A 20,639-nucleotide genomic window follows, 5' to 3' on the forward strand; every position below is an offset into this window, starting at 1 on the left:
CAGAACAGGGGAGGCACCATGAAAAAATTGTCGATGCTGGGGCTCGCCGCCGGGACGCTGCTGCTGGCCCAGCCCGTTGCCAGCGCCGCGCCGCGCGCCGATGCCGCCGCGGCGGTCGCCAACACGGCGGCGCGCTCGCCCGACAACGTCAAGCTCGACGAGGGGCGGAAGCCGGCCGAGCTGCTGCGCTTCTTCGGGCTCCAGCGCGGGATGGCGGTGGGCGACCTGTTCGGGATCAATCTTTACTGGTCGGAGATCATGGCGCCCGCGGTCGGCCCGCGCGGCAGCGTGACCATTTGGGAGCCGACCCAGTTCGTCAATGCCGAGCGCAGCGCCGCGTTCGAGGCGTTCCGGGCGAAGCAGCCGAACGTGACCATGATCCAGTCGCCGTTCGAGGCGCCCAACCTGCCGCGCGGCAAGTTCGACTTCGTGCTGATCAACCTCGACTATCACGACGTCTACTGGATGAACGAGCAGCGCCATATTGTCCGGATGGACCCGGCGGTGCTGACCCGCGCCATTTACGCCTCGTTGAAGCCGGGCGGGGTGCTCGGGCTGGTCGACCATGCCGGGCCGGCGGGCGACACAAGGGCGATCGTCGACAAGCTGCACCGGATCGACCCGGCGGTGGTCCGCCGCGACTTCACGCGCGCCGGCTTCCGGCTCGAGGCGAGCAGCAGCCTGCTGCGCAACCCCGCCGACGACCATAGCCTGCTGGTGTTCGATCCCAAGATCCGCGGCCATACCGATCGCTTCGTCTACAAGTTCCGGAAACCGCGTTGAACGATCCGGCGGCGCCGGTCGCGGCGCCTGACAGGGTCAAGCCAGCGAGGGTCCGGGGCAGCGGCGCCGCGGCGGTGCTGGTCGGGCTCGGCGCCGGGCTCGCCGCGGGGGTCGCCGCGCAGGCGATCGGCGGACCCGTCGGAACGGGCGTGGTCGCGGTCGCCGGTACGCTCGGCGGCCTGTGGCTGGACGCGCTGCGGATGACCATCGTCCCGCTGCTCGTTTCCCTGGTGGTGACCAGCGTTGCGGGGGCAGGCGAGCAGGCCGAGGCACGGCTGACGGCCCGCAGCCTGCTGCTGTTCCTCGGCCTGCTCGCGGGCTCGGCGGTGATCGGCGCGCTGGTCGTGCCGCCGCTGTTCGCCGGGATGTCCGCCGGCCCGGGCGCCGCCGCAGCGCTGGCCGGAGCCCCGCCGTTGGCCGCGCCGCCGGTGCCGGCGTTCGGCGAGTGGGTGCGGGCGCTCGTTCCGACCAACATCGTCCAGGCGGCGGCGGATGACCGGATTGTCGCGCTGGTGCTCTTCTCGCTGCTGCTCGGCGCCGCGATGATTCGGATCGAGGAACGGCACCGCCGGCCGCTGCTGGCGCTGTTCGCCGGGCTGCGCGAGGCGATGCTCGCGCTGGTCGGGTGGATCCTCCGCCTCGCTCCGCTCGGGATCGCGGCGCTGGCGCTTGCCGCGGCGTCGGGCGACCTGTTCGCCGCGGCGGGGATTACGGTCCGCTACATTGTCTCGCAGATCCTCGTTTCGCTGCTGGTCATCCTGCTGTGCGTGGCGCTCGTCGCGCTGTTCCGCCGCGCGCTGGCCGAGCGATTCGTCCGCGCTCTAGGCGGACCGCTGGCGCTGGCGGTCGGCTCGCGATCCTCGATCGCCTGCTTCCCGGCAATGATCGTTGCGACCGAGCGGATGAGGCTCGAGCGGAACGCCTCCGCCAGCGTGCTGAGCCTCGCGATCAGCCTGCTCAAGACCAGCTCCCCCGGCGCGATCGTCGGGACGATGGCGGCGCTGGCGGCCTTCTCGGGCATGCACCTCGGGGTCGGCCAGGTGCTGATCGTCGCCGCAATGGGCGCGCTCGGCACGCTGACCATTGCCGGTCTGCCGGGTGCGGTCAGCTTCTTCGCGGTGATGATCCCCACCGCCCAGGTCGCGGGGATTCCGCTCACCGCGCTGCCGTTGCTGCTGGCGGTCGAGGCGCTGGGCGACATGGCGAGGACCGCGTGCAACGTCGCCGGCGACCTGGCCGCGGCCGCGCTCCTGTCGCCCGACGCCCCGGCGGAGGAGCCGGCGTGACGGGCGGCGGCACGGTCCGGATCCTTCTCGCGCTGATCGGCGGGATCCTGCTCGGGGCGCTCTCGCTCCGGCTCGGCGACGGCTGGCGCGAGCCGCTGCTGTCGATCGCCTCGACGGTCGGCGGCCTGTGGCTCGACGGGCTGAAGATGACAGTGGTGCCGCTGATCGTCGCGCTGCTGGTGACCGGAATCGTCGGGAGCGCGGACGCGGCGCGGGCAGGCGGGGTCGCCGGCCGCAGCATGGCCTGGATTGCGCTGATCCTCACCGGCTCGGCGATCTTCGGGGCGCTGGTGATGCCGCTGCTGCTGGGCCTGTTCCCGCTGCCGCAAGGCGCGGCGGCGGCGCTCCAGGCCGGGCTGGCCGGGGTCGACCGGCAAGCCGCCGCGGCCTCCGTCCCGAGCGCGGCCGACTTCGTCCGCTCGATCGTCCCGACCAACGCGATCGCGGCGGCGGCGGGCGATCATATCCTGCAGCTGGTGGTGTTCACCGCGCTGTTCGCCTTCGCGATCACCCGCATCGACGCGAGCTTCCGGCGTCCGCTGGCCGAGCTTTTCGAGGCGCTCGCGCAGGCGATGCTGGTGATCATTGGCTGGATCCTCCTGCTGGCGCCGATCGGGGTGTTCGGGCTCGCCTTCACGGTCGGGGCGGGCGCCGGCGGCGCCGCGTTGGGTGCGATCGCGCATTATGTCGCGCTGGTTGCCAGCCTCGGCTTCGCCATCCTGCTCGCCGGCTATGCGGTGGCGGTGCTGGCCGCCAAGTGGAGCCCGGCGCGGTTCGCCCGAGCGATGATCGCCCCGCAGGCGGTGGCGATCTCCACCCAGTCCTCGCTGGCCAGCCTGCCCGCGATGCTGGCCGCGGCGCGCGAGCTCGGCGTGCCCGACCCGCAGGCCGATGTCAGCCTGCCGCTGGCGGTGGCGCTGATGCGGGCCACCGGACCGGCGATGAACATGGGCGTCGCCATCTACGTCGCGCACTGGCTCGGCATCCCGCTCGGGCCGTGGCAGCTCGCGGCCGGGGTGGTGGTCGCCGCCACCACGACCTACGGGACGGTCAGCCTCCCCGGGCAGATCAGCTTCGTCACCTCGATCGCACCGATTGCCCTGTCGATGGGGGTTCCGGTCGAGCCGCTCGCGCTGCTGATCGCGGTCGAGACGCTGCCGGACATCTTCCGGACGCTCGGCAACGTGACGATGGACGTGGCGATGACCGGCGCGGTTGCCCGCCGCACCGCCGCGGCCGGCTGAGCCGCGCCGCCGTTCGTCGATCCGCCGATCCACGAAGCGCGTTCGTCGCGGACCCGTTCCGATCGCCGATCCGGGCCGCTTGCCGGTCGAGCGACCCGCGCTGCCGTCCGCGCGATCCCCTACGCCGAAGGAGCGACGCGGGGGACGCTTGAGATCCCCAAACCGAAACGCCTCCCGCGCCGCACCTTTTGATCATCAAGCGAACGCAAAGGAGGACAAGATGAAGACCATCGCAACGGGCGGCGCCCTGCTCCTCGCGGCCACGCTGGGCACCGCCACCATCGCCGCAGCGCAGGAGGTCAGGAGCGAGCGGGTCAGCTATGCCGACCTGAACCTCGCCACGCCGGCCGGGCTCAAGGCTCTCCACTACCGGATCGACAAGGCCGCCGGGCGGATCTGTGGAAGCTCGCCCTTCCTCGACGGCGCCGGCCAGGCGGTGTGGCAGGCCTGCATCGACAATGTCCGGGCAAGCGCCAAGCCGCAGCTCGCCCTGCTGATCGAGCGGAATGGCAAGGGGCCGGCACTCGCCTCCGCCTCACTGTCGGTCAGCGCGGTCCGCTAGGCGGCACCCCTTCGCCCGCGCGGCTTCTCCCCAGCCCCGCGCGGGCGAACCCGCCAGCCGGTCAGCGGCCGACCATCGCCCGGACCGCATCGGCGTAGAGGCGCCCGACCGGCTGTTCGGCCCCGTCGTTGAGGCGGGCGATCCACCGTCCCGAGGGCACCCGCTGGAAGCCGGTGATGAAGTCGCGGCGGACGATCGCCGAGCGGTGCAGGCGGACGAACATGGCGGGGTCGAGCCCTTCCTCCAGCGCGTTCATCGAATGGTGGATGAGCCAGCTGCGCTGCCCGACGTGGAGCCGCATATAATCGCGCTCGGCCGAGACCCGGTCGATGTCGGCGACCGCGATCCGCACCAGCCCCGACAGGTCCGACGCCCAGAACTCCTCGAGGAAGCCGGTGCCGGGTGCCGGCGTCGGGGCGGTGCCCGGAGGATTCCGCTCGAGATAGGCGCGGGCCCGCTCGATCGCGCGGCCCAGCCGCTGCGGCTCGACCGGCTTCATCAGATAGTCGACCGCGTTGACGTCGAAGGCGGCAACGGCGAACTGGTCGAACGCGGTGATGAAGACCACCGCCGGGCCCGGTCGGCGCGCGGCGATCGCGCGGGCGACATCGATTCCGTCGAGCCCGGGCATGGCGATGTCGAGCAGCATCACATCGGGCTTGAGCGCCTCGGCCATCCGGACCGCGCCGTCTCCGTCGCTCGCGGTGCCGACGAGATCGACGCCCTCGCACCGCGCGAGCAGCAGCTGCAGCCGCTCGGCCGCGAGCGGCTCGTCGTCGGCAATGAGGATCTTGAGAACCGGCTCAGCCATCGGCCCGTTCGAACGGCATGGTCATCCGCACCTCGAACCCTCCTTCGTCGAGGGGGCCGTGGTGGCATTCGGCGCGCGCTCCGAAGCGCGCCTGCAGGCGCTGGCAGACATTGGCGAGGCCGACCCCCGTGCTCTCGTTCATGACCGCGTGCCGCGACGGGCGGGACTGGGCGCCGCCGGAGGTCCGGTTGGTCACCGCCAGCTGGACCGACCGGTCGTCGACGCGCCTCGCGACGATGCTGAGGACGACCTTGTCGCGGGTCGGCGACACCCCGTACTTGATCGCATTCTCGATCAGCGGCTGGAGCAGCAGCGCCGGCAGCCGCGCCTTCTCCAGCTCCGCGGGAACGTCGACCTCGACCTTCAGCCGGCGCGGGAAGCGGACCGTCTCGATGTCGAGGTAGAGGCGCTGCATCGCGATCTCCTCGGCCAGCGTGACGTCGGCGGTGGCATCGGCGGTCAGCGTCGAGCGGAGGAAGTTGGACAGCTTGAGGATCATCGCCTCGGCCTCGTTGGGACGGCCCGACAGGACCAGCGAGGAGAGGCTGTTCAGCGTGTTGAACAGGAAGTGCGGATTGACCTGGTAGCGGAGCGCGCGGATCTGCGCGGTCTGCGCGGCGCGTTCCGCCCCGGCCAGCCGGCGCTGCGCGGCGAGCGCTTCCGACTGGGCGAGGGTGGCGAGATAGAAGGCGCTCCACGCGGCGAAGAAGAAGAGCCAGATGACCGCGGCGTCGGCGGCGATCTTGAGCTGCTCGCGCTGGTTGAGCGCGCTCATCTTGGGCAGGGTGAGGACGAGCGGCTCCTGCGCGGTGCGCTCGATCCGGATCTCGGGTCCGCGCTGGATGACGGTGAAGCCCTCGCGCGCCTGGTAGCGGCTCTCCTCTCGGCTGTGCTCGTCGCGCCAGCGATCGGAGACCATGAGCACGCCGGCCTGAAGGCAGGCGGCGAGCAGCGAGGAGACGCCCGCGACCAGCGCCCGGCGGCGGATCGTCGCGTCCTGCGCGACCAGCTCGATCGCGGCGTAGATCCCGACCGTCAGGACGACTCCGCCGAGGATCATGAAGCTCTTGTCGGACAGCGTTCCCTGGAGATCTCCGGCCAGCCAGCCGCGGGCGACGACGGTGAGCGCGTAGACGACCCAGAAGCCGAGGATCGACTTGAGCGCGATCCGCCACTCGCCGAAGCGGCGGCGCTCCTGGCCGGGCTCGCTCGCGCCGGCCCGGGCCGGGCGAGTGGCGAGGAAGGGCATGTTCATCACGCCGATTGTGCCGGGACGCGCGGGAACAGGCAATCGGCCGCTTCGGCGCCGGCAGAGCGGGGCGCGCGGCTGGTCGAAAAGCGAGTGGTCGTTTCGGGGCGGAACAGAGCAAATGGGCGCACGTTTGAAATCGGGAACAAGGAGACGTTTCCGTGGCCGACGACAAACAGCAGACGATCCGCGAACCGGTGCTTTCGGGACCTCCCGAGCGAGAGCTGGAGCACCGGCTGCGCAAAAACCCGACCGATCATGACACCAAGGTCGACGTCGGCAGCGACGAGTCGATGGACGCGTCCGACCCCCCGGCGGCCTCGCAGCCCGGGACCGCCGACGAGCCGGTCGCCTCGTCGGGCTTCCCGGACTGACGGGACCCGCATTTCCGCTCTCCGGCAAAATCAAGCTGGAGAGCGGACCGTTACGGGAGCGATTCAACTAAAAGTTGCAGGGAAGTGACACGACCACATGATCTAGTGGTCGGTGAGAAATTGGACTTGCGAAAGACGGTCCGCTCCGGCTCAATCTGAACGGGGGGTGGGATCGTGGTTAAGCTTTTTGCAAGCGCTACCACAACATGATCTCGCTCGGGCAAAAGGAGTCGGGGTCATGACGACGCGGACGAGCCAGCCGGCTGGCGGCACGCTGCTGATCACGGAATTGAAGGAGTTCGCCAGCTTTCCGAAGGCGACGCAGCGGTACATCCGCCGCTCGCTGGACGTGGCCTACGGCCGACGCGATGCGATCGGCTGCTGGGCGCGCGACGAGGCGGAAGCGGCATCGATCCGGGCGCAGACCCGGCTCTACAAGCAGATCGACACGCTTCGCCACCAGGTGCCGGACGACAGCGGCCTCGACATGATCGAGCCGTTCCTCGGGCTGCTGGTGACTCTGAGCGCGTTCGACCTCGGCCAGGACCGGCTGCCGAACTTCGCCGCCTACCGCTTCCTATACGAGCGGCTGCTGGGCGCGGCGGTGCGGCCGTGGCTGCCGAGCGCCTTCTGCTCGGCCGCGGCGCTCCCGCACCTCCATCCGGACCGGCGCCGGAGCCTGCTCCAGTCGATCAGCGAGAGCGCGGCAACCGCGCCGGGTTGGTCGAACCGCGAGCCGGTGTTCTGGCCGGAATGGGTCGAGAAGGTGGACGTCAAGGCCGCGGCCTGACGCTCGACCGCGACGACAGGAAGAGGGCGGGCCGGGGGACTCGCCCTGTTTCGTTGGGGCTTCGGTGGTGGAGATCCTGCTGCCGAAGGGGTGCCGACCAGACTAAGCCGGCCGCAGCCCCGGATAGATCTCGGCGAGCGCCGCAATGCTGGTGGGCGCATCGCGATGGTGGACGAAGATCCCGCCCGCTTCCTCCCAGCGGTGGCGGTGGTCCTCGCGGTCGTCGACGAGCACGTCGGCGCCGCTCATGTGGCGATGCTTGTCGCGCGCCATGCAGGTGATGATGGAGACGCCGGGGAAATGCTCCTCGGCCCAGCGCAGCTTCTGCGGTGCCGCCCAGTTGCCGAGCGGAAGGCCGGTGAGGATCGTCGGCTCGAGATGGCGGACGGCGGCGAACAGGGCACGCGCGTCGGGCATCTCGGGCAGCCGGGCGTAGAAGTCGGGCGCGGCCGCCAGGCGGCGCCAGAAGTCGCGCCGGCCGTGGCGCTGCTGGAAGGTCTCGGCGTCGGTGCCGAGCAGCCGGCGGGCGCCCGCGTCGAAGTCGGCGAGCACGCCGTCGCAGTCGAGGAACAGCCGCGGGCGGTCCATCAGAAGCGGGCGGGGGCGACCGGCACCGGGACGGGATGGTCGAGTTCCTGCCAGCCCTGCGCCTTCAGCACGTCGTTGCTCTCGCGCGCGGTGCGGCCCGGGCCCAGCGACCAGGTGATGTGATAGGTGGAGCCGTCCGGCCGGTCGGCGGTACCGTCGATCGTCACCACATAGCATTCGACCCCGTCGCCGTCGTCGGCCCGGCCGACGATCACCGCGCGCACCGGCGCTGGCCGCTCGGCCCCCGGCTTCACGGCGAGGGTGACATGGTCGGCGACGACCTCGGCATAGGCGGGCGGGAAGCGCTCGAGCAGGGACGCGCGCTCGGCGCGGTCGAGTTTCCAGCCGATCACGGTTCCGGGCCTGGCCATGCCGCTCCAATCAGCCGCGGTCGGCGAGGTTCCCGACGAGTTCGGCGGCGAACTCGCTCAGCGTGTCGTCGCGGGCGCCCATCACCGCGATGCGGTCGCCGGGGCGGGCGAGTTCGAGCAGGCGTTCGCCGATCCGGGCCCGCTCGGGGATATGCTCGGCCTTCCCGCCGGCGCGCTCGACCGCGGCGGCGAGCCAGTCCGATCCGCGCGAGCGGTCCACGGTCCCGCCCTGGTAGACGGGGTCGGAGAGGATCAGCAGGTCGTCGCCGCGAAGGCCGCGGGCGAAGGTGGCGGCGAGCTCTTCGCCCATCTTGGCGAGCGGGCCGTAGCCGTGCGGCTGAAAGAAGACGAGCAGCCGCCCGGGCGCGGCGGTCAGCGTCGCGAGGGTCGCGGCGATCTTGTCAGGGTTGTGGCCGAAATCGTCGATCACCGTCACGCCGCCAGCTTCGCCGACCGTCTCGAGCCGCCGCTTCAGCCCGGCGAAGCGGCCGAGCGCCGGGGCGGTCTCCGCCAGCGGAAGGCCGAGCGCATGGGCGGCGCCGAGCGCGGCGAGCGCGTTCAGCGCGTTGTGGCGACCGGGCACCTGCAGCTCGACCGGGTGGGTGTCGCCGGCGATCGTGACCGAGAAGCGGCTCCCGCCCGGCACAAGCTCGAGGTTGCGGCCCTGGACCGCCGCGCCGGGGCTGTCGAACCCGTAGCCGATCGGCTCCTTGAGGATCTCGGCGATCGCGCGCGCTTCCGGGTCGTCGAGATTGACGACCGGCCGCGCCGCGCGGCTGAGGAAGGCCCCGAACAAGCTGCGCAGCTCGTCCATTTCCTTGTGGTCGAGGCTGACATTGTTGAGCACCGCGATGTCGGGTCGGTAGAGCGCGATCGATCCGTCGCTCTCGTCGACCTCGGAGACGAACAGCTCGGGGTCGCCGACCAGCGCGCTGGCGAAGGGGGTCGCGGGCGAGACGAAATTCTTCATCACCGCGCCGTTCATCACCGTCGGCTGGCGGTGCAGCGCGTGGAGGATCCAGCCGATCATCCCGGTCACGGTCGACTTGCCGCTGGTCCCGCCGACGGCGACGCTGCGGCCGGCCTGGTTGAGCAGCCGGGCGAGCAGCTGCGGGCGGGTGAGATGCTCGAGCCCGAGCGCGCGCGCCCGCTGGACGTCGGGGATCGTCTCCTCGACCGCGGCCGAAGTCACCAGCACCATCTCCTCGGCGAGCCCGCTGCCGTCCTGCGGGAAGAGGCGGATGCCGAGCGAGCGGAGATAGTCGAACTTGGGGGCAAGGCGGCCGGCGTCGAGCGCGCGGTCCGACCCGGCGACCCTCGCTCCCGAGGCCCGCACGATCGCCGCCAGGGGAAGCATGCCGCTGCCGCCGACGCCGCAGAAGAAGAAGCTGGATTGTGTCATCACCGCCGCCCTATTTGAGCTTCGGCGCCAAGACAAATGGGGTGGGGATGCGAATCGCGGTAGTGGCACCCAGTTGCACGCTGAAGCTCGACGCGGCGGCGGCGGTGAAGGGGATCGTCGCTGCGCGCGGCGATGCCGATCTGCTGATCCATCCCCAGTGCTTCCTCTCCGACGGGCATTTCGCCGGCGCGGACGCCGCCCGGCTGGCCGCCTTCCGCGAGGTCGCGGCCGATCCTGCGATCGACGCGGTGTGGTTCGCGCGCGGGGGCTATGGATCCAATCGGATCGCCGCGGCGGCGGCGGCCGACCTGCCCCCCGCCGCGCTGACCAAGCGCTATGTCGGGTACAGCGACGGCGGCTTCCTGCTCGCCGCGCTGCACCGCGCCGGCGCTCCGGTAGCGCACGGGCCGATGGTCCAGGACGTCGCGCGCAGCGGCGGCGAGAAGGCGGTCGGACGAACGCTCGACTGGCTGGCAGGCGGCTCGCCGGAGGCGCTCGAACCTGGGCTGGGTGGCCCTGCCTTCGCCTTCAATCTGACGGTCTTGTCCTCGCTTCTTGGCACCGCGCTCGAACCCGAGTGGAACGGCGCCGAGCTGCTGATCGAGGACCTCGCCGAGCATCACTACCGGATCGACCGGATGATGTTTCACCTGACCGGGCAGGCCGGCGTTCGGCGGCTGCGCGGGATTCGCATGGGCCGGCTCAGCGACATTCCCGACAACGAGCCCCGCTGGAGCGGCGACGCCGAGGCGATCGTCCGCGACTGGTGCGGGCGAAGCGGGATCCCGTATCTTGGCCATGCCGACATCGGCCACGACGCCGCCAACCGGATCGTCCCGTTTCCGCTCCGCGACGGCTGAATTTTCCCCTTCCGCAGAGCCATTGCAAAGCGCGTTGAACTACGCTCTACCTTGCGCAGAGTTCAACAGGAGGGCCTCATGGCAAAAGCATCGAGCGGGACTGGGCGCAAGGCAGGAGGCGGGCTTGCCCGTCCGGTAACCCCGTCGCCGGATCTCGCCGCGATCGTCGGCACGTCGCCGCTGCCGCGCAGCGAAGTGGTTTCGAAGGTGTGGGACCATATTCGCAAGAACAACCTGCAGAACCCGCAGAACAAGCGGGAAATCGTCGCCGACGACAAGCTGAAGAAGATCTTCGGCAAGGATCGGGCGACGATGTTCGAGATGAACAAGCATCTGTCTAACCACCTCAAGTAGGGTCCGCCTCCAGGCGGACGAGAAGGGCTCGCGCGGGGACACGCGCGGGCCCTTTTTCACGTCCGGCGCGCCCGAATCCGCTCAGCGGCACGCGCTCCAGCCGCTGTGCCGGGCGAGGTCGAGGTGGAAGTGGCCGCGGTGGGCCTTGTTGTAGTCGGGCGACAAGGTGGTGGTGAACAGCCCGCACGCACCGTCGCGGAGCCGGTGGAGGAAGGCGGCCGCGCGCGGATCGCCGCCGCGCCAGCCGCTGCCGACCAGGATCGTCCGGCCACCGGCGAGCCGGACGCCGACCAGGTCGATCGCGTTCGCCGTCGCATGTTCGCTGAAGGCGCCGGCCTTCCGTCCGTAGAGGCGGCGGCAGCTGAGCGTGCCGGCATGGAGCAGCTGGACCGCGCGCTCGCCGTAGAGGTCGTGCGCGGCGGGCTGGAGCACGTCGCGATCCCACAGCAGCAGGCCGGCCGCGAGCGGACAGCTGGCGAGCGGCGACGCCGGGCGGAAATCCGCCTTGCGGCTGCCCCCGGGCAGGATCCGGACCGCATCGTCGAAGCGGCAGTCCGGGCCGGCGTCCACCGCTGCCGCGGGCCGGTCGGCCGCGCCCGCCTCGGCGAGCAGCGCTAGGCACTGGGCCGGATCGTCGCGGAGCGCGGCGAGCTTCTCGGCGGTGAAGCGCCCGGGCGGATCGCCGAGGCGAAGCCGGGTCCACGGCAGGTCCTGCGGATGGCGCCCGGTCCACCCCGCCAGCTCGATGATCGCGACCGCCGCCACGGTCAGCAGGATGAAGAAGAGGAGGGCGCGGCGCACCGCGGGTGAACGCCCAGCGCGGCGTTCAGGCGCGCACGGCGCTGCTCAGCGGCTCGCTCGTCACCGGATAGCCGATCCCCGACGGAATGCAGACATGGTCGACCCCGTCGCGCGCCTCGACCCAGGGGCTGACCAGTTCCGCCGGGTGGGCGAGCGTGTCGCGGATCGCCTCCTCGTGGCTGGCGAAGCGGGCCAGCCGCTCGAGGTTGCGGACCGTCGGGAAGATCGCCTGAGCCCCGCCGCGTCCGATACGGTCGAGCATCGCTTCGGCCGTGATCCACAACGCGTCCGCACACTCGCCTTCCTGCGCCAGCGGGGTCCAGTCGCCGGGGGGCACGGCGGCGAGGAAGAAGCGGGTGTCGAAGATCCGCGCGTGGCGGAAGCTGGGTCGCCAGCGGGTGAAGAAGGTGAGCGCGTCGGGATCGAGCGCCAGTCTATGCTCGGCGAGCAGCGCGGCGAAGCCGGCGCCCGCGTGCAGGCGGCGCTGCAACTCGGCGGCGACCGCGGGATCGGGCTGGGGCGAGAGGCCGACCGCGATCCCGCTTTCCTCGAGCGTCTCGCGGATCGCGGCGACCCGCGCCGCGCCGAGCTCGTCGTCGCCGGCCTGGTCGCGGTCGGCGGCGTCGATCCGGCCGCCCGGGAACACCATCGCGCCCGCCGCGAAGGCCATGGTGGCGGTCCGCTGGACCATCAGCAGCTCGGGCGCGCCCGCAGGCCGGTCGCGGACGACGACCAGGGTCGCGGCGGGAATGGCGGTGTCGCTCATGCCCGACACCTAGGCAGCGGCCGCGCACAAAAAAAGGCCGGCTGCCCCGATCGGCGCCGGCCTTTTCGTCGGGCCCGAGCGGGCGCGCTTACATCGCGTTGACGTCGCGCGCGTTGCTGTCGCTGTTGGTGACGTTCTCGGCGACATTGTCGCTGCCGTTCGCCGCCGCGCTGTTGCTGGCGACCTGGTTGAGCTCGGCCGCCTGGTTGCCCAGCGCCTCCGCCTCGGCGTTCACCGCCTCGACCTGCTCGTTCACGCTGGTGTCGTTGACGGTCATGGCGCTGTTCGTCTCGACGTTGCCGCTGACCTGGTCGGGGTTATTGTTGTTGCACGCGGCGAGACCCAGCGCGCCAGTGGCCAGCAGGGCGAAAGCAACTTTCTTCATCAACGACTTCCCTCAAAGTGCGAGTTGAACCGAGCCGCCTGTAACAGCGGGAACGCCCCGCCGTGAAGACGCTTTCTCGCTGTCCGGGCTTGTTCCGACTCGCCCGAGCGACTAGATTGGCCGTGCCGGGAAACCGGCTACGCTGGTAGATTGCTTGGTGAAATAGGCATTTCGGACCCGGGGGGCAGTACCCCGGCGCCTCCACCAGCAGCGGCGCTCGGGACACGAGCGGGGGCTCTAGGGCGCCGTTGCTGATGGGGGCGAAACAGGATCGACGAGTGCAGTAAAGGCCTGGTTGCCAGTCGGCATGGAACCGCCGCTAACGGTCCATTCTCACAAGTGCCAACGATAACGAGGCGCTCGCGATTGCCGCGTAACTGAGTCCTAACGGACAAGGTTACAAAGCTTAAGCGCGGTCGGACCCCACCGGGCAACAGAAGGGGATTCCAGCGGTACGGGGAGCACCGGGCAACAGAAGCTCCCCACTCATTCTTCCTCGACGACCTCCACCCCCAGCGCGGCGTCGACGATCGCGGTGCGAAGCTCGGGAATGCCGTCGCCCTTCTCGCTCGAAGTGGCGATGATCTGCGGATGCGCGGCGACGTGCCGGGCCGCCTCCGTCCGCACGGCGTTGATGGTTTTCGCCAGTTCGGTCGGCTTGACCTTGTCCGCCTTGGTCAGGACCAAGTGGTAGGAGACCGCCGCCTCGTCGAGCATCTTCATGACGTCCCGATCGACGTCCTTCAGCCCGTGGCGGCTGTCGACCAGCACCAGCGCCCGCTGGAGCACGGCGCGGCCGCGCAAATAGTCGTTGATGAGGAAGCGCCAGCGCTTGACCATGTCCCGCGGCGCCTCGGCGAAGCCGTAGCCGGGCATGTCGACCAGCCGGAAGGCGAGGGGCCTCCCGACGTCGAAGAAGTTGAGCTCCTGCGTCCGCCCCGGCGTGTTGGAGGCGCGGGCCAGCTTGTTGCGCCCGGTGACGGCATTGAGCAGCGAGCTCTTGCCGACGTTGGAGCGGCCGGCGAGCGCGATCTCCGCCACCGCGGGATCGGGCAGATGCTCCAGCGCCGGGGCCGAGCGGAGGAACTCGACCGGGCCGGCGAACAGCTTGCGCGCGCGTTCCTGCCGCTCCGCCGGTTCCACTAGCGGGCCGCCACCGTGGTCGCCGGCGCGGGCGTGTCGTCGCTGTACTTGCGCAGCAGGAACCATTGCTGGGCGATCGTCAGCAGATTGTTGACGACATAGTAGAGCTGCAAGCCCGCCGCGAACGGCGCGAAGACCACGGTCATCACCACCGGCATCAGCGCGAAGATCTGCTGCTGCGCGGGGTCCATCGGCTGCGGGTTGAGCTTCTGCTGAACCCACATGGTCAGGCCGAACAGGATCGGCAGCACCCCGATCGCCAACATGTGCGGCGGGGTGAAGTGGAGAAAGCCGAACAGATTGACCGGGGTCAGCGGATCGGGCGCCGAGAGGTCGTGGATCCACAGCGCGAACGGCTTGTGCCGCATCTCCACCGAGATGAGCAGCGTCTTGTACAGCGCGTAGAAGATCGGGATCTGGATCAGGATCGGCAGGCAGCCCGCCGCCGGGTTGATCTTCTCGGTCTGGTAGAGCTTCAGCATCTCCTGCTGGAGCTTGGGCTTGTCGTCCTTGTAGCGCTCCTGCAGCGCCTTCATCTTGGGCTGTACCTTGCGCATCCCGGCCATCGAGCGGAACTGCTTGTTGGCGATCGGGAACATGATCGCCTTGACGATCAGGGTGAGGCAGATAATCGCCAGCCCGAAGTTGCCGACTACGCCGTACAGCCAGATCAGCAGCGAGAAGATCGGCCGCATGAACCATTCGAACCAGCCCCAGTCGATCGCCTTGGAGAGCTTGGTGATGCCCTCGTCCTCGTAGCGGTCGAGCCAGGCCTTCTCCTTGGCGCCGGCGAACAGGCGGGTGGTGGTGGTCGCCACCTGGCCGGGCGCGACCTGCACCGGCTCGTTGGCATAGTCGGCCTGGTAGCCGCCGGCCTGGCCGGTGCGGAAGCTGGTGGCGATCGATCCGTTGCCGGCCGGGGCGAGCGCGGTCAGCCAATATTTGTCGCCGAAGCCGAGCCAGCCGCCGTTGCTGTCGAGCTTCTGCGGGCCGTCCTGGTCGAGCGTCTTCCAGTCGATCCCATAGTCCGCCTTGCCGCCGAGGAAGGCGACCGGGCCGACGTGGTTGGTCCAGGTCGACGGGTCGATCGACTTGGTCGCGCGGCTGACGAGCCCGTAGGGGCGCAGCTGCACGGGCGCGGCGGCGCCGTTGGCGACGCGCTGCCGGACGGTGAAGAGATAGCCGTCGTCGATGCTGACGACGAGCTCGAAGCGCTGGCCGGTGGGATTGCTCCAGCTCAGCGTCACCGGGCGACCGGGCGTCAGCTGCGGCGCGCTGGCGGTCCACAGGCTGTTGGCGTCCGGCACGGCAACCCCCTGACCGATCCACCCGAAATCCGCGAAATAGGCGCCCGGCGCGCCGGCCGGGCTGAGCAGCCGGACCGGCGGCGAGTTGCGGTCGATGGTGGTGCTGTGGCGAACCAGGACGAGATCGTCGAAGCGGGCGCCCTTGAGCGCGATCGAGCCCGCGAGGCTGGGGGTCGCGACGCGCAGGCGCGGGCTCGCGGCGAGCGCGGCCGGCAGCGACTGCGCAGGGGCATTGGCGGGGGTGATCGTCGCGGTCTTCGGCTCGTTGACCGGCCGCGGCTTGCCGTTGACGACCTTGGTCGACTGCGGCGCGGAGGTCGGCACCACCCGGTCGCCAAGCACCAGCCAGCCGAGCCAGACGATCATGCACAGCGCCAGCGCGAGGATCAGGTTGCGGTTCTCGTTCAAGCTCGAAGGATCCTCTTTACGGAACGGGGTCGGGGCCTTGGCCGCCCCACGGATGACAGCGCATGATGCGCTTCAGGGCCAGCCAGGAGCCGCGCGCCGCCCCATAGCGCTCGACGGCGGTGATCGCATAGGCCGAACAGCTCGGCTGGAAGCGGCAACTCGGCGGCATCACCGCGCTCGGACCCTTCTGCCAGCCGCGGGCGATCAGGATGAGCAGGCGGGCGATCATCGCGTGACCTTGCCGAGCGCCTTGACCAGCTCCGCGCGGAGCAGGCCATAGTCGCGCTCGATCCCGCCGGCACGGCCGATCAGCACATGGTCGGCGCCCGCCAGCCCCTGCTCGGCGAGCACCTCGCGAGCGAGCGAGCGGAAACGCCGCTTCATGCGGTTGCGCACCACGGCGCCGCCGATCTTCTTGGTGACGGTATAGCCGATCCGCTTGTCGGGCGAGCCGTCCGCGCGGGGGCGGACCAGCAGCACGAAACCCGGCATCGCCGCCCGCTTACCTGCGTTGGCGGCGAGGAAATCCGAGCGCTTGCGGAGCTGGACTAGGCGCTGAGCTTCTTGCGGCCGCGGGCGCGGCGGGCATTCAGCACCTTGCGGCCGCCGACCGTCGCCATCCGCGACCGGAAACCGTGCCGACGCTTGCGAACCAGATTGCTCGGCTGAAAGGTGCGCTTCATTACTCATGCCCTGAAAGCTGAAAGAAAAAGGGCCGCCCGCCGGGCAGCCTCCGTTGCGCCGCCCCTATGCCGTGCTTGCGGGAAAGTCAACGCCGGCCGCCATGGCCCGGCCGCGCGGGCTCGATCTCGACCGCAGCCGGATCGATCGGCACCGGCTCGAACCCCTGCGGCGCGGGAAGGTCGCCGAGACCGCCGCCGGCGACCGCTGCCGCGCCGGCCTGACCGTCGCGTTCGCGCCGCCGCTTCGCGCTCTGGCGACGCAGCGCCCGGTCCATCCACCCGCCCGCGCGCGGCTGCCAGCGCTTGAACCGGACATAATGGCGGCGGGCCCACAGCGAGCTGCGAAGGAGGAGGGTCAGGCCGGCCGCGGCAAAGACGATCCCGCCCGGACCGGGGATCGGCCCGACCACCGCCGCACCGGCGAGCAGGAGCAGCCCGAGCCCGAACTGGATCCACTGGCCGGAACGGCTGTCGAGCCATCGACGGAAGGCACCGGGCTTGCTCATGCGGTCGCATGTGGGCGCCGCGGGCGGGTCCGGCAAGGCTTTGCACCCGCCGCCGCCCGCGGTACAAGGAGGCGCCGAGCTAGGGGGATGCTTGCGTCAGCGTGATTGCCGGGCGGGCGCGATCTGATGGTCGCGACCGTTTCCACCGTGGCCTATCTCGGGCTGGAAGCCCGGGCGGTCGAGGTCCAGGTCCAGCTCTCGCCCGGCCTGCCCAAGTTCCTGATCGTTGGGCTGCCGGACAAGGCGGTGGCGGAAAGCCGCGAGCGGGTCCGTGCGGCGCTGACCGCGATCGGGCTAGCACTCCCGCCCAAGCGAATCACCGTCAACCTGTCCCCGGCCGACCTGCCGAAGGAGGGTTCGCACTTCGACCTGCCGATCGCGCTGGCGCTGCTGGCAGCGCTCGGCGCGGCCGACCCCGAGACGCTGTCGCACTATGTCGCGGTGGGCGAGCTCAAGCTCGACGGGCGGATCGCGCCGAGCCCCGGGGTGTTGCTGGCGGCGCTCCACGCGTCGCAGGAGGAGAAGGGGCTGATCTGCCCGCAGGCGCAAGGCAGCGAGGCGGCCTGGGCCGGTGACCTGGAGCTGCTCGCGGCACCCGATCTCTTGGCTCTGCTCTCCCATCTGCGCGGCAGTTCGCGGCTGCGCCCGCCCGAGCCGGGGGAGGCCGAGCCGGTCGGCCGCGGACCCGACCTTCGGCAGGTCAAGGGGCAGGAGGTCGCCAAGCGCGCGCTGGAGATCGCCGCGGCGGGCGGGCACAACCTGCTGATGAGCGGGCCGCCCGGCGCGGGCAAGTCGCTGCTCGCCTCCTGCCTGCCGGGCATCCTGCCGCCGCTGAGCCCGGCCGAGGCATTGGAGGTGTCGATGGTCGCCTCGGTCGCCGGCGAGCTGGAGGGCGGGCGAATGACCCGTCGCCGGCCGTTCCGGGCCCCGCACCACAGCGCCTCGATGCCGGCGCTGGTCGGTGGCGGGCTGCGCGTCCGGCCAGGCGAGATCAGCCTCGCGCACCTCGGCGTCCTGTTCCTCGACGAGCTGCCCGAGTTCCAGCGCGCGGTGCTCGACTCGCTGCGCCAGCCGCTCGAGACCGGCAGCGTCACGGTCGCCCGCGCCAACACCCATGTGACCTTCCCGGCGCGGGTGCAGCTGGTGGCGGCGATGAACCCGTGCCGCTGCGGCCACCTCGGGGATGCGGCGCTCGCCTGCAGCCGGGCGCCGCGCTGCGCCGTCGACTATCAGGCAAGGCTCTCGGGGCCGCTGCTGGACCGGGTCGACCTCCACGTCGAGGTCGCCGGGGTGAGCGCCGCGGACCTGACCCTGCCGCCCCCGGCCGAGGGCAGCGCGGCGGTGGCGGCGCGGGTCGCTGCGGCGCGGCGGGTGCAGGGCGAGCGCTACCAGGGCTGCGGGGTTCGGACCAACGCCGAGGCCGATGGCGAGCTGCTCGAGCGGGTGGCGACCCCCGACGAGCCGGGCCGTCGCCTGCTCGCCGAAGCCGCCGCGGCCATGCGGCTGTCGGCCCGCGGCTTCCACCGGGTGATCCGCGTGGCGCGCACCGTCGCCGACCTTGCCGGCGCCGGGCAGGTCGGTCGAATCCATGTCGCGGAAGCGCTCAGTTACCGGCGGCAGGCGCCTGTGAACTGAGAAAAGTTCACCCCGGCGTTCGTTTTCTGCAACCGCACAAGCTCCTTTTCGCACTTGCAGCAAAAGTTGCGAATGCTAGTTTGTGTAGGCCGATTTTCGGCATCCTCTCCTCAACTTCATGGCCCTCCCGGCCTTCGGGAGGGCCTTTTTTTGTTGTCGAGTGCGGCCGCTCCGCGCTATCCGCTGCAGTGCAGCAAGGGAGAGCGCATGCGGCGATTGCCGCCCCTCGGATCCATCCAGGCCTTCGTCCACGTTGCCCGGCTCGGGTCGGTCAAGGCCGCCGCCGATGCGCTCGCCCTCTCGTCGCCCGCGCTCACCCGCCGCATCCAGAGCCTCGAACAATATCTCGGCCTGCCGCTGTTCGATCGCCAGCACAACAGCATCCGGCTGAACGGCAACGGTGACCGCTTCCTCGTCGAGGTGGCGCCGCACGTCGACGCGCTAGCCGACGCGGTCGACCGGGTCGGGTCGGGCGGGGGCTCGACCAGCATGCGGCTGAAGGTCGCCATGCCCTCGCTGTTCGCCGCCCAGCGGCTGATGCCCGCGGTCAACGACCTGCGCCGGTCGCACCCGACGCTCAGTCTCGACCTCGACACCGGGCCCAATCGGCTCGGCCGGTTGCGGGAGGGGCTCGACGCGGCGATCGTGATCGCCGAGCGGATCGACGACCAATATTATTCCCGCCACATCACCGGCGGGCAGATCGTCCCGCTGGGATCGCGCCAGCTGCTGGAGGGGCCCGACGCGGTACGCTCTCCCGCCGACATCCGGCGCCTGCCGATCCTCCTCCACCGCGACCTGCCCGGCGCGTTCCGGATCTGGAAGGAGGCGATCGGCATGCCCGACCTCGAGCCGCTGTCGACCAGCAGCTTCGATGCGGGGCAGCTGATCCTCGAAGCGGCGGCGGGCGGGATGGGGATTGCCTACATGCTCGACGGGCATCTCGCCTCCTCGACCGACCAGCGACTCGTCCAAGTCTTCGCCCAGACGGCGCCGAGCCCCTACCGCTACTGGTTCGTCTGCCTGCCCGGCGCGCTCAACCGCCGCCCGGTGCGGCTCTTCCACGACTGGCTGTTCGAGCGGTTCGCCGTCGCGCCGGCCCACGCCGCCTGAGCGCGGCTCGGCCGTTCTTCCGCTCCGCCATCGCACAGTTGCCGACCGGCGGCGCGGCGGCTAGGTGACGCGGGTGCCCCTGTGGCGGAATGGTAGACGCGATCGACTCAAAATCGATTGCCGCGAGGCGTGTCCGTTCGAGTCGGACCAGGGGCACCATCATCGCCGGAGCAGCTGCCCCGCGCCCTGAGCGCGGCTCCGGCCAACCTTTCGCGATCCTTTCGGAACAGGGCTTCCACCGTCGCGTAGGACAGTGCCGCCAAGGCGATCGACAAGAGCATCGTGAGCCCGAAGGTGGCGGCGGCGTCGAAGCGCGCGCGGAGCGCCGCGGCGATCGGGTAGTGATAGAGATAGATCCCGTAAGACAACTTCCCGAAGATCCTCAGCGACGGATGCTGGAGCAGGGGCACTCGGCCATCGACGGCCGCCTGCACCAGAACGACCGCAGCCAGTTCGGCGAGGGTGATCGGCAGGTTGGCGCTCCGGAATTGGCCGAGGAACAGGAGTGCCGTCAGGAGAAGCGCCGGGACCGCGATGCCGCGCAGCGGCACGCGCGCGAAGGCCAGCGCGCTCCCGAGCAGGAGACCGGACAGCCGCGTGTCCGCGCGGTAGTAATAATCGTGCGGATCGCCGAAGCTCCACCGCCACAGCGAGGCGAGGGCGAAGAGGACCAGCAGCCCTTGCTCCGGCCGGCGCAGGCGCATGACCAGCGGGAGCAGCAGCGGCCAGAGCAGGTAGAATTTCTCCTCCACCCCGAGCGACCAGCTGTGCTGGAGATAGAAGGGGATGCGGAAGACGCTGAAGCTGTAGTCGCTGGTGTAGGTGGCGGTGAGGACGGCGTCGCGCAGGTGCGGGTAGCCCGGCCAGACGAGCGGCGCGACCAACGCGTAGAGCGCCAGCATCAGGAGGAGCGCCGGGCCGAGCCGCGACAGCCGCCGCAAGTAGAAGCGGGTGAGATCGACCGTCCCGCTCGCGGCGATCTCCTGACGCAGCAGGGAGGTAATCAGGAAACCCGACAGGACGAAGAAGAGGTCGACGCCGACGAAGCCGCCGAAGAAGGGCCCGTGCTGATCCGAGCTGTGGAACAGCACGACGAAGATCGCGGCGAGCGCGCGAAGCCCGTCAAGTTGAGGCTTGTACCCCACCGTCCTGCCCGTGAACCTCCCGGGGCAGCTTCTACCATCAAGCCGGCGCCCGACCAACCGGCCGGGGGTCACC

At 70.6% G+C, this 20,639-nt stretch carries 23 protein-coding genes, 1 tRNA gene, 1 other RNA gene and 2 pseudogenes; 12 read left to right on the top strand and 15 right to left on the bottom strand.

What is annotated here, in order from left to right; genetic code table 11:
• Positions 1-18 precede the first annotated feature (18 nt).
• The 4 genes from HMF7854_RS08670 to HMF7854_RS08685 all read left to right on the top strand — a co-directional run bounded on the left by HMF7854_RS08670 (position 19) and on the right by HMF7854_RS08685 (position 3,875).
• On the top strand, positions 19-783 hold the full coding sequence (locus HMF7854_RS08670) for a class I SAM-dependent methyltransferase (protein ID WP_126718737.1): 765 nt from the start codon (positions 19-21) through the stop codon (positions 781-783).
• Positions 780-2,069, top strand: a complete 1,290-nt coding sequence (locus HMF7854_RS08675) for a dicarboxylate/amino acid:cation symporter (protein WP_126718738.1) — start codon at positions 780-782, stop codon at positions 2,067-2,069. Before HMF7854_RS08670 ends, HMF7854_RS08675 begins: the two co-directional genes overlap by 4 nt.
• Positions 2,066-3,313, top strand: a complete 1,248-nt coding sequence (locus HMF7854_RS08680) for a dicarboxylate/amino acid:cation symporter (RefSeq protein ID WP_126718739.1) — start codon at positions 2,066-2,068, stop codon at positions 3,311-3,313. The genes HMF7854_RS08675 and HMF7854_RS08680 overlap by 4 nt, the downstream gene beginning before the upstream one ends.
• Positions 3,314-3,533: 220 nt before the next feature.
• Positions 3,534-3,875, top strand: coding sequence for a UrcA family protein (locus HMF7854_RS08685; RefSeq protein WP_126718740.1), 342 nt, complete (start codon positions 3,534-3,536; stop codon positions 3,873-3,875).
• Positions 3,876-3,936: 61 nt separating this feature from the next.
• Here HMF7854_RS08685 and HMF7854_RS08690 read toward each other — a convergent pair whose 3' ends face one another.
• Both HMF7854_RS08690 and HMF7854_RS08695 read right to left on the bottom strand, forming a co-directional pair.
• Positions 3,937-4,686 carry a LytR/AlgR family response regulator transcription factor gene (locus HMF7854_RS08690; RefSeq protein WP_126718741.1) on the bottom strand — a complete coding sequence of 250 codons (750 nt, stop codon included), beginning with the start codon at positions 4,684-4,686 and terminating at the stop codon, positions 3,937-3,939.
• Positions 4,679-5,941 (bottom strand): sensor histidine kinase, encoded by a 1,263-nt coding sequence (locus HMF7854_RS08695; RefSeq protein WP_126718742.1) that lies wholly within the window; start codon positions 5,939-5,941, stop codon positions 4,679-4,681. The genes HMF7854_RS08690 and HMF7854_RS08695 overlap by 8 nt, the downstream gene beginning before the upstream one ends.
• A gap of 155 nt (positions 5,942-6,096) precedes the next feature.
• Between HMF7854_RS08695 and HMF7854_RS08700 the strand changes: the two genes are divergently transcribed.
• Both HMF7854_RS08700 and HMF7854_RS08705 read left to right on the top strand, forming a co-directional pair.
• On the top strand, positions 6,097-6,309 hold the full coding sequence (locus HMF7854_RS08700) for a hypothetical protein (RefSeq protein WP_126718743.1): 213 nt from the start codon (positions 6,097-6,099) through the stop codon (positions 6,307-6,309).
• Between the two features lie 238 nt (positions 6,310-6,547).
• Entirely contained in the window at positions 6,548-7,099 is a 552-nt protein-coding gene (locus HMF7854_RS08705; RefSeq protein ID WP_126718744.1) for a hypothetical protein, read from the top strand.
• Positions 7,100-7,201: 102 nt separating this feature from the next.
• Here the strand turns inward: HMF7854_RS08705 and HMF7854_RS08710 are convergent, their stop codons facing one another.
• Genes HMF7854_RS08710 through HMF7854_RS08720 form a run of 3 tightly spaced genes read right to left on the bottom strand, consistent with a single transcriptional unit; the run spans position 7,202 to position 9,460 of the window.
• Positions 7,202-7,687 (bottom strand): 5' nucleotidase, NT5C type, encoded by a 486-nt coding sequence (locus HMF7854_RS08710; RefSeq protein WP_126718745.1) that lies wholly within the window; start codon positions 7,685-7,687, stop codon positions 7,202-7,204.
• The gene (locus HMF7854_RS08715; RefSeq protein ID WP_126718746.1) at positions 7,687-8,058 is read right to left on the bottom strand and encodes a hypothetical protein; all 372 of its coding nucleotides are present in this window, start codon (positions 8,056-8,058) and stop codon (positions 7,687-7,689) included. Before HMF7854_RS08715 ends, HMF7854_RS08710 begins: the two co-directional genes overlap by 1 nt.
• Before the next feature lie 10 nt (positions 8,059-8,068).
• Positions 8,069-9,460: a Mur ligase family protein gene (locus tag HMF7854_RS08720; RefSeq protein ID WP_126718747.1), complete on the bottom strand. Its 1,392-nt coding sequence runs from the start codon at positions 9,458-9,460 to the stop codon at positions 8,069-8,071.
• Between the two features lie 47 nt (positions 9,461-9,507).
• Between HMF7854_RS08720 and HMF7854_RS08725 the strand changes: the two genes are divergently transcribed.
• Complete coding sequence (locus HMF7854_RS08725; protein WP_126718748.1) at positions 9,508-10,320, top strand: LD-carboxypeptidase; 813 nt, start codon at positions 9,508-9,510, stop codon at positions 10,318-10,320.
• Positions 10,321-10,398: 78 nt separating this feature from the next.
• Positions 10,399-10,674, top strand: coding sequence for an SWIB/MDM2 domain-containing protein (locus tag HMF7854_RS08730; protein WP_126718749.1), 276 nt, complete (start codon positions 10,399-10,401; stop codon positions 10,672-10,674).
• Positions 10,675-10,755: 81 nt separating this feature from the next.
• Here the strand turns inward: HMF7854_RS08730 and HMF7854_RS08735 are convergent, their stop codons facing one another.
• From HMF7854_RS08735 to HMF7854_RS08745, 3 genes are all read right to left on the bottom strand, one after another.
• Entirely contained in the window at positions 10,756-11,475 is a 720-nt protein-coding gene (locus HMF7854_RS08735; protein ID WP_126718750.1) for an extensin-like domain-containing protein, read from the bottom strand.
• Positions 11,476-11,500: 25 nt separating this feature from the next.
• Positions 11,501-12,241, bottom strand: a complete 741-nt coding sequence (locus HMF7854_RS08740; protein WP_185829215.1) for an NUDIX hydrolase — start codon at positions 12,239-12,241, stop codon at positions 11,501-11,503.
• Positions 12,242-12,329: 88 nt separating this feature from the next.
• A complete protein-coding gene (locus tag HMF7854_RS08745; protein WP_126718752.1) occupies positions 12,330-12,626 on the bottom strand; it encodes a hypothetical protein in 297 nt (98 codons plus the stop codon).
• Positions 12,627-12,711: 85 nt separating this feature from the next.
• On the opposite strand from HMF7854_RS08745, the gene ssrA reads away from it, so the two are divergent.
• Positions 12,712-13,075, top strand: a transfer-messenger RNA (tmRNA) gene (gene ssrA / locus HMF7854_RS08750).
• 37 nt (positions 13,076-13,112) lie between these two features.
• Here ssrA and yihA read toward each other — a convergent pair.
• The 6 genes and pseudogenes from yihA to HMF7854_RS15760 all read right to left on the bottom strand — a co-directional run bounded on the left by yihA (position 13,113) and on the right by HMF7854_RS15760 (position 16,673).
• Positions 13,113-13,769 (bottom strand): ribosome biogenesis GTP-binding protein YihA/YsxC, encoded by a 657-nt coding sequence (gene yihA / locus HMF7854_RS08755; RefSeq protein ID WP_239016914.1) that lies wholly within the window; start codon positions 13,767-13,769, stop codon positions 13,113-13,115.
• Positions 13,769-15,484: a membrane protein insertase YidC gene (gene yidC, locus HMF7854_RS08760; RefSeq protein WP_126718753.1), complete on the bottom strand. Its 1,716-nt coding sequence runs from the start codon at positions 15,482-15,484 to the stop codon at positions 13,769-13,771. Before yidC ends, yihA begins: the two co-directional genes overlap by 1 nt.
• Positions 15,485-15,500: 16 nt before the next feature.
• Positions 15,501-15,713: a membrane protein insertion efficiency factor YidD gene (gene yidD / locus HMF7854_RS08765; protein ID WP_126718754.1), complete on the bottom strand. Its 213-nt coding sequence runs from the start codon at positions 15,711-15,713 to the stop codon at positions 15,501-15,503.
• Positions 15,710-16,018: pseudogene (rnpA, locus tag HMF7854_RS08770) on the bottom strand (ribonuclease P protein component); the annotation flags it as partial. The pseudogene rnpA and the gene yidD, both read right to left, overlap by 4 nt.
• Positions 16,019-16,032: 14 nt before the next feature.
• A complete protein-coding gene (rpmH, locus tag HMF7854_RS08775; RefSeq protein ID WP_037504084.1) occupies positions 16,033-16,167 on the bottom strand; it encodes a 50S ribosomal protein L34 in 135 nt (44 codons plus the stop codon).
• Positions 16,168-16,253: 86 nt separating this feature from the next.
• Complete coding sequence (locus HMF7854_RS15760; protein WP_185829217.1) at positions 16,254-16,673, bottom strand: hypothetical protein; 420 nt, start codon at positions 16,671-16,673, stop codon at positions 16,254-16,256.
• 126 nt (positions 16,674-16,799) lie between these two features.
• Between HMF7854_RS15760 and HMF7854_RS08785 the strand changes: the two genes are divergently transcribed.
• From HMF7854_RS08785 to HMF7854_RS08795, 3 genes are all read left to right on the top strand, one after another.
• The gene (locus tag HMF7854_RS08785; RefSeq protein ID WP_126718755.1) at positions 16,800-18,308 is read left to right on the top strand and encodes a YifB family Mg chelatase-like AAA ATPase; all 1,509 of its coding nucleotides are present in this window, start codon (positions 16,800-16,802) and stop codon (positions 18,306-18,308) included.
• Positions 18,309-18,515: 207 nt separating this feature from the next.
• Positions 18,516-19,421, top strand: coding sequence for a LysR substrate-binding domain-containing protein (locus tag HMF7854_RS08790; RefSeq protein WP_126718756.1), 906 nt, complete (start codon positions 18,516-18,518; stop codon positions 19,419-19,421).
• A 75-nt stretch (positions 19,422-19,496) separates the two neighbouring features.
• A tRNA-Leu gene (locus HMF7854_RS08795) sits at positions 19,497-19,580 on the top strand.
• A 104-nt stretch (positions 19,581-19,684) separates the two neighbouring features.
• Here HMF7854_RS08795 and HMF7854_RS16260 read toward each other — a convergent pair.
• Positions 19,685-20,638 (bottom strand): annotated as a pseudogene (locus HMF7854_RS16260) (acyltransferase family protein); the annotation flags it as partial.
• Position 20,639 lies beyond the last annotated feature (1 nt).

The sequence above is a fragment of the Sphingomonas ginkgonis genome (genome assembly GCF_003970925.1).
GTDB classification, from domain to species: Bacteria; Pseudomonadota; Alphaproteobacteria; order Sphingomonadales; family Sphingomonadaceae; genus Sphingomicrobium; species Sphingomicrobium ginkgonis.

Coding starts and splice junctions, on each gene's coding strand:
- HMF7854_RS08685 (WP_126718740.1), top strand. CDS start 3,534: ATGAAGACCATCGCAACGGGCGGCGCCCTGCTCCTCGCGGCCACGCTG.
- yidD (WP_126718754.1), bottom strand. CDS start 15,713: ATGATCGCCCGCCTGCTCATCCTGATCGCCCGCGGCTGGCAGAAGGGT.
- HMF7854_RS08705 (WP_126718744.1), top strand. CDS start 6,548: ATGACGACGCGGACGAGCCAGCCGGCTGGCGGCACGCTGCTGATCACG.
- HMF7854_RS08740 (WP_185829215.1), bottom strand. CDS start 12,241: ATGAGCGACACCGCCATTCCCGCCGCGACCCTGGTCGTCGTCCGCGAC.
- HMF7854_RS08730 (WP_126718749.1), top strand. CDS start 10,399: ATGGCAAAAGCATCGAGCGGGACTGGGCGCAAGGCAGGAGGCGGGCTT.
- HMF7854_RS08790 (WP_126718756.1), top strand. CDS start 18,516: ATGCGGCGATTGCCGCCCCTCGGATCCATCCAGGCCTTCGTCCACGTT.
- HMF7854_RS08715 (WP_126718746.1), bottom strand. CDS start 8,058: ATGGCCAGGCCCGGAACCGTGATCGGCTGGAAACTCGACCGCGCCGAG.
- HMF7854_RS08690 (WP_126718741.1), bottom strand. CDS start 4,686: ATGGCTGAGCCGGTTCTCAAGATCCTCATTGCCGACGACGAGCCGCTC.
- HMF7854_RS08785 (WP_126718755.1), top strand. CDS start 16,800: ATGGTCGCGACCGTTTCCACCGTGGCCTATCTCGGGCTGGAAGCCCGG.
- HMF7854_RS08695 (WP_126718742.1), bottom strand. CDS start 5,941: ATGAACATGCCCTTCCTCGCCACTCGCCCGGCCCGGGCCGGCGCGAGC.
- HMF7854_RS08720 (WP_126718747.1), bottom strand. CDS start 9,460: ATGACACAATCCAGCTTCTTCTTCTGCGGCGTCGGCGGCAGCGGCATG.
- HMF7854_RS08670 (WP_126718737.1), top strand. CDS start 19: ATGAAAAAATTGTCGATGCTGGGGCTCGCCGCCGGGACGCTGCTGCTG.
- HMF7854_RS08710 (WP_126718745.1), bottom strand. CDS start 7,687: ATGGACCGCCCGCGGCTGTTCCTCGACTGCGACGGCGTGCTCGCCGAC.
- HMF7854_RS08725 (WP_126718748.1), top strand. CDS start 9,508: ATGCGAATCGCGGTAGTGGCACCCAGTTGCACGCTGAAGCTCGACGCG.
- HMF7854_RS15760 (WP_185829217.1), bottom strand. CDS start 16,673: ATGAGCAAGCCCGGTGCCTTCCGTCGATGGCTCGACAGCCGTTCCGGC.
- rpmH (WP_037504084.1), bottom strand. CDS start 16,167: ATGAAGCGCACCTTTCAGCCGAGCAATCTGGTTCGCAAGCGTCGGCAC.
- HMF7854_RS08745 (WP_126718752.1), bottom strand. CDS start 12,626: ATGAAGAAAGTTGCTTTCGCCCTGCTGGCCACTGGCGCGCTGGGTCTC.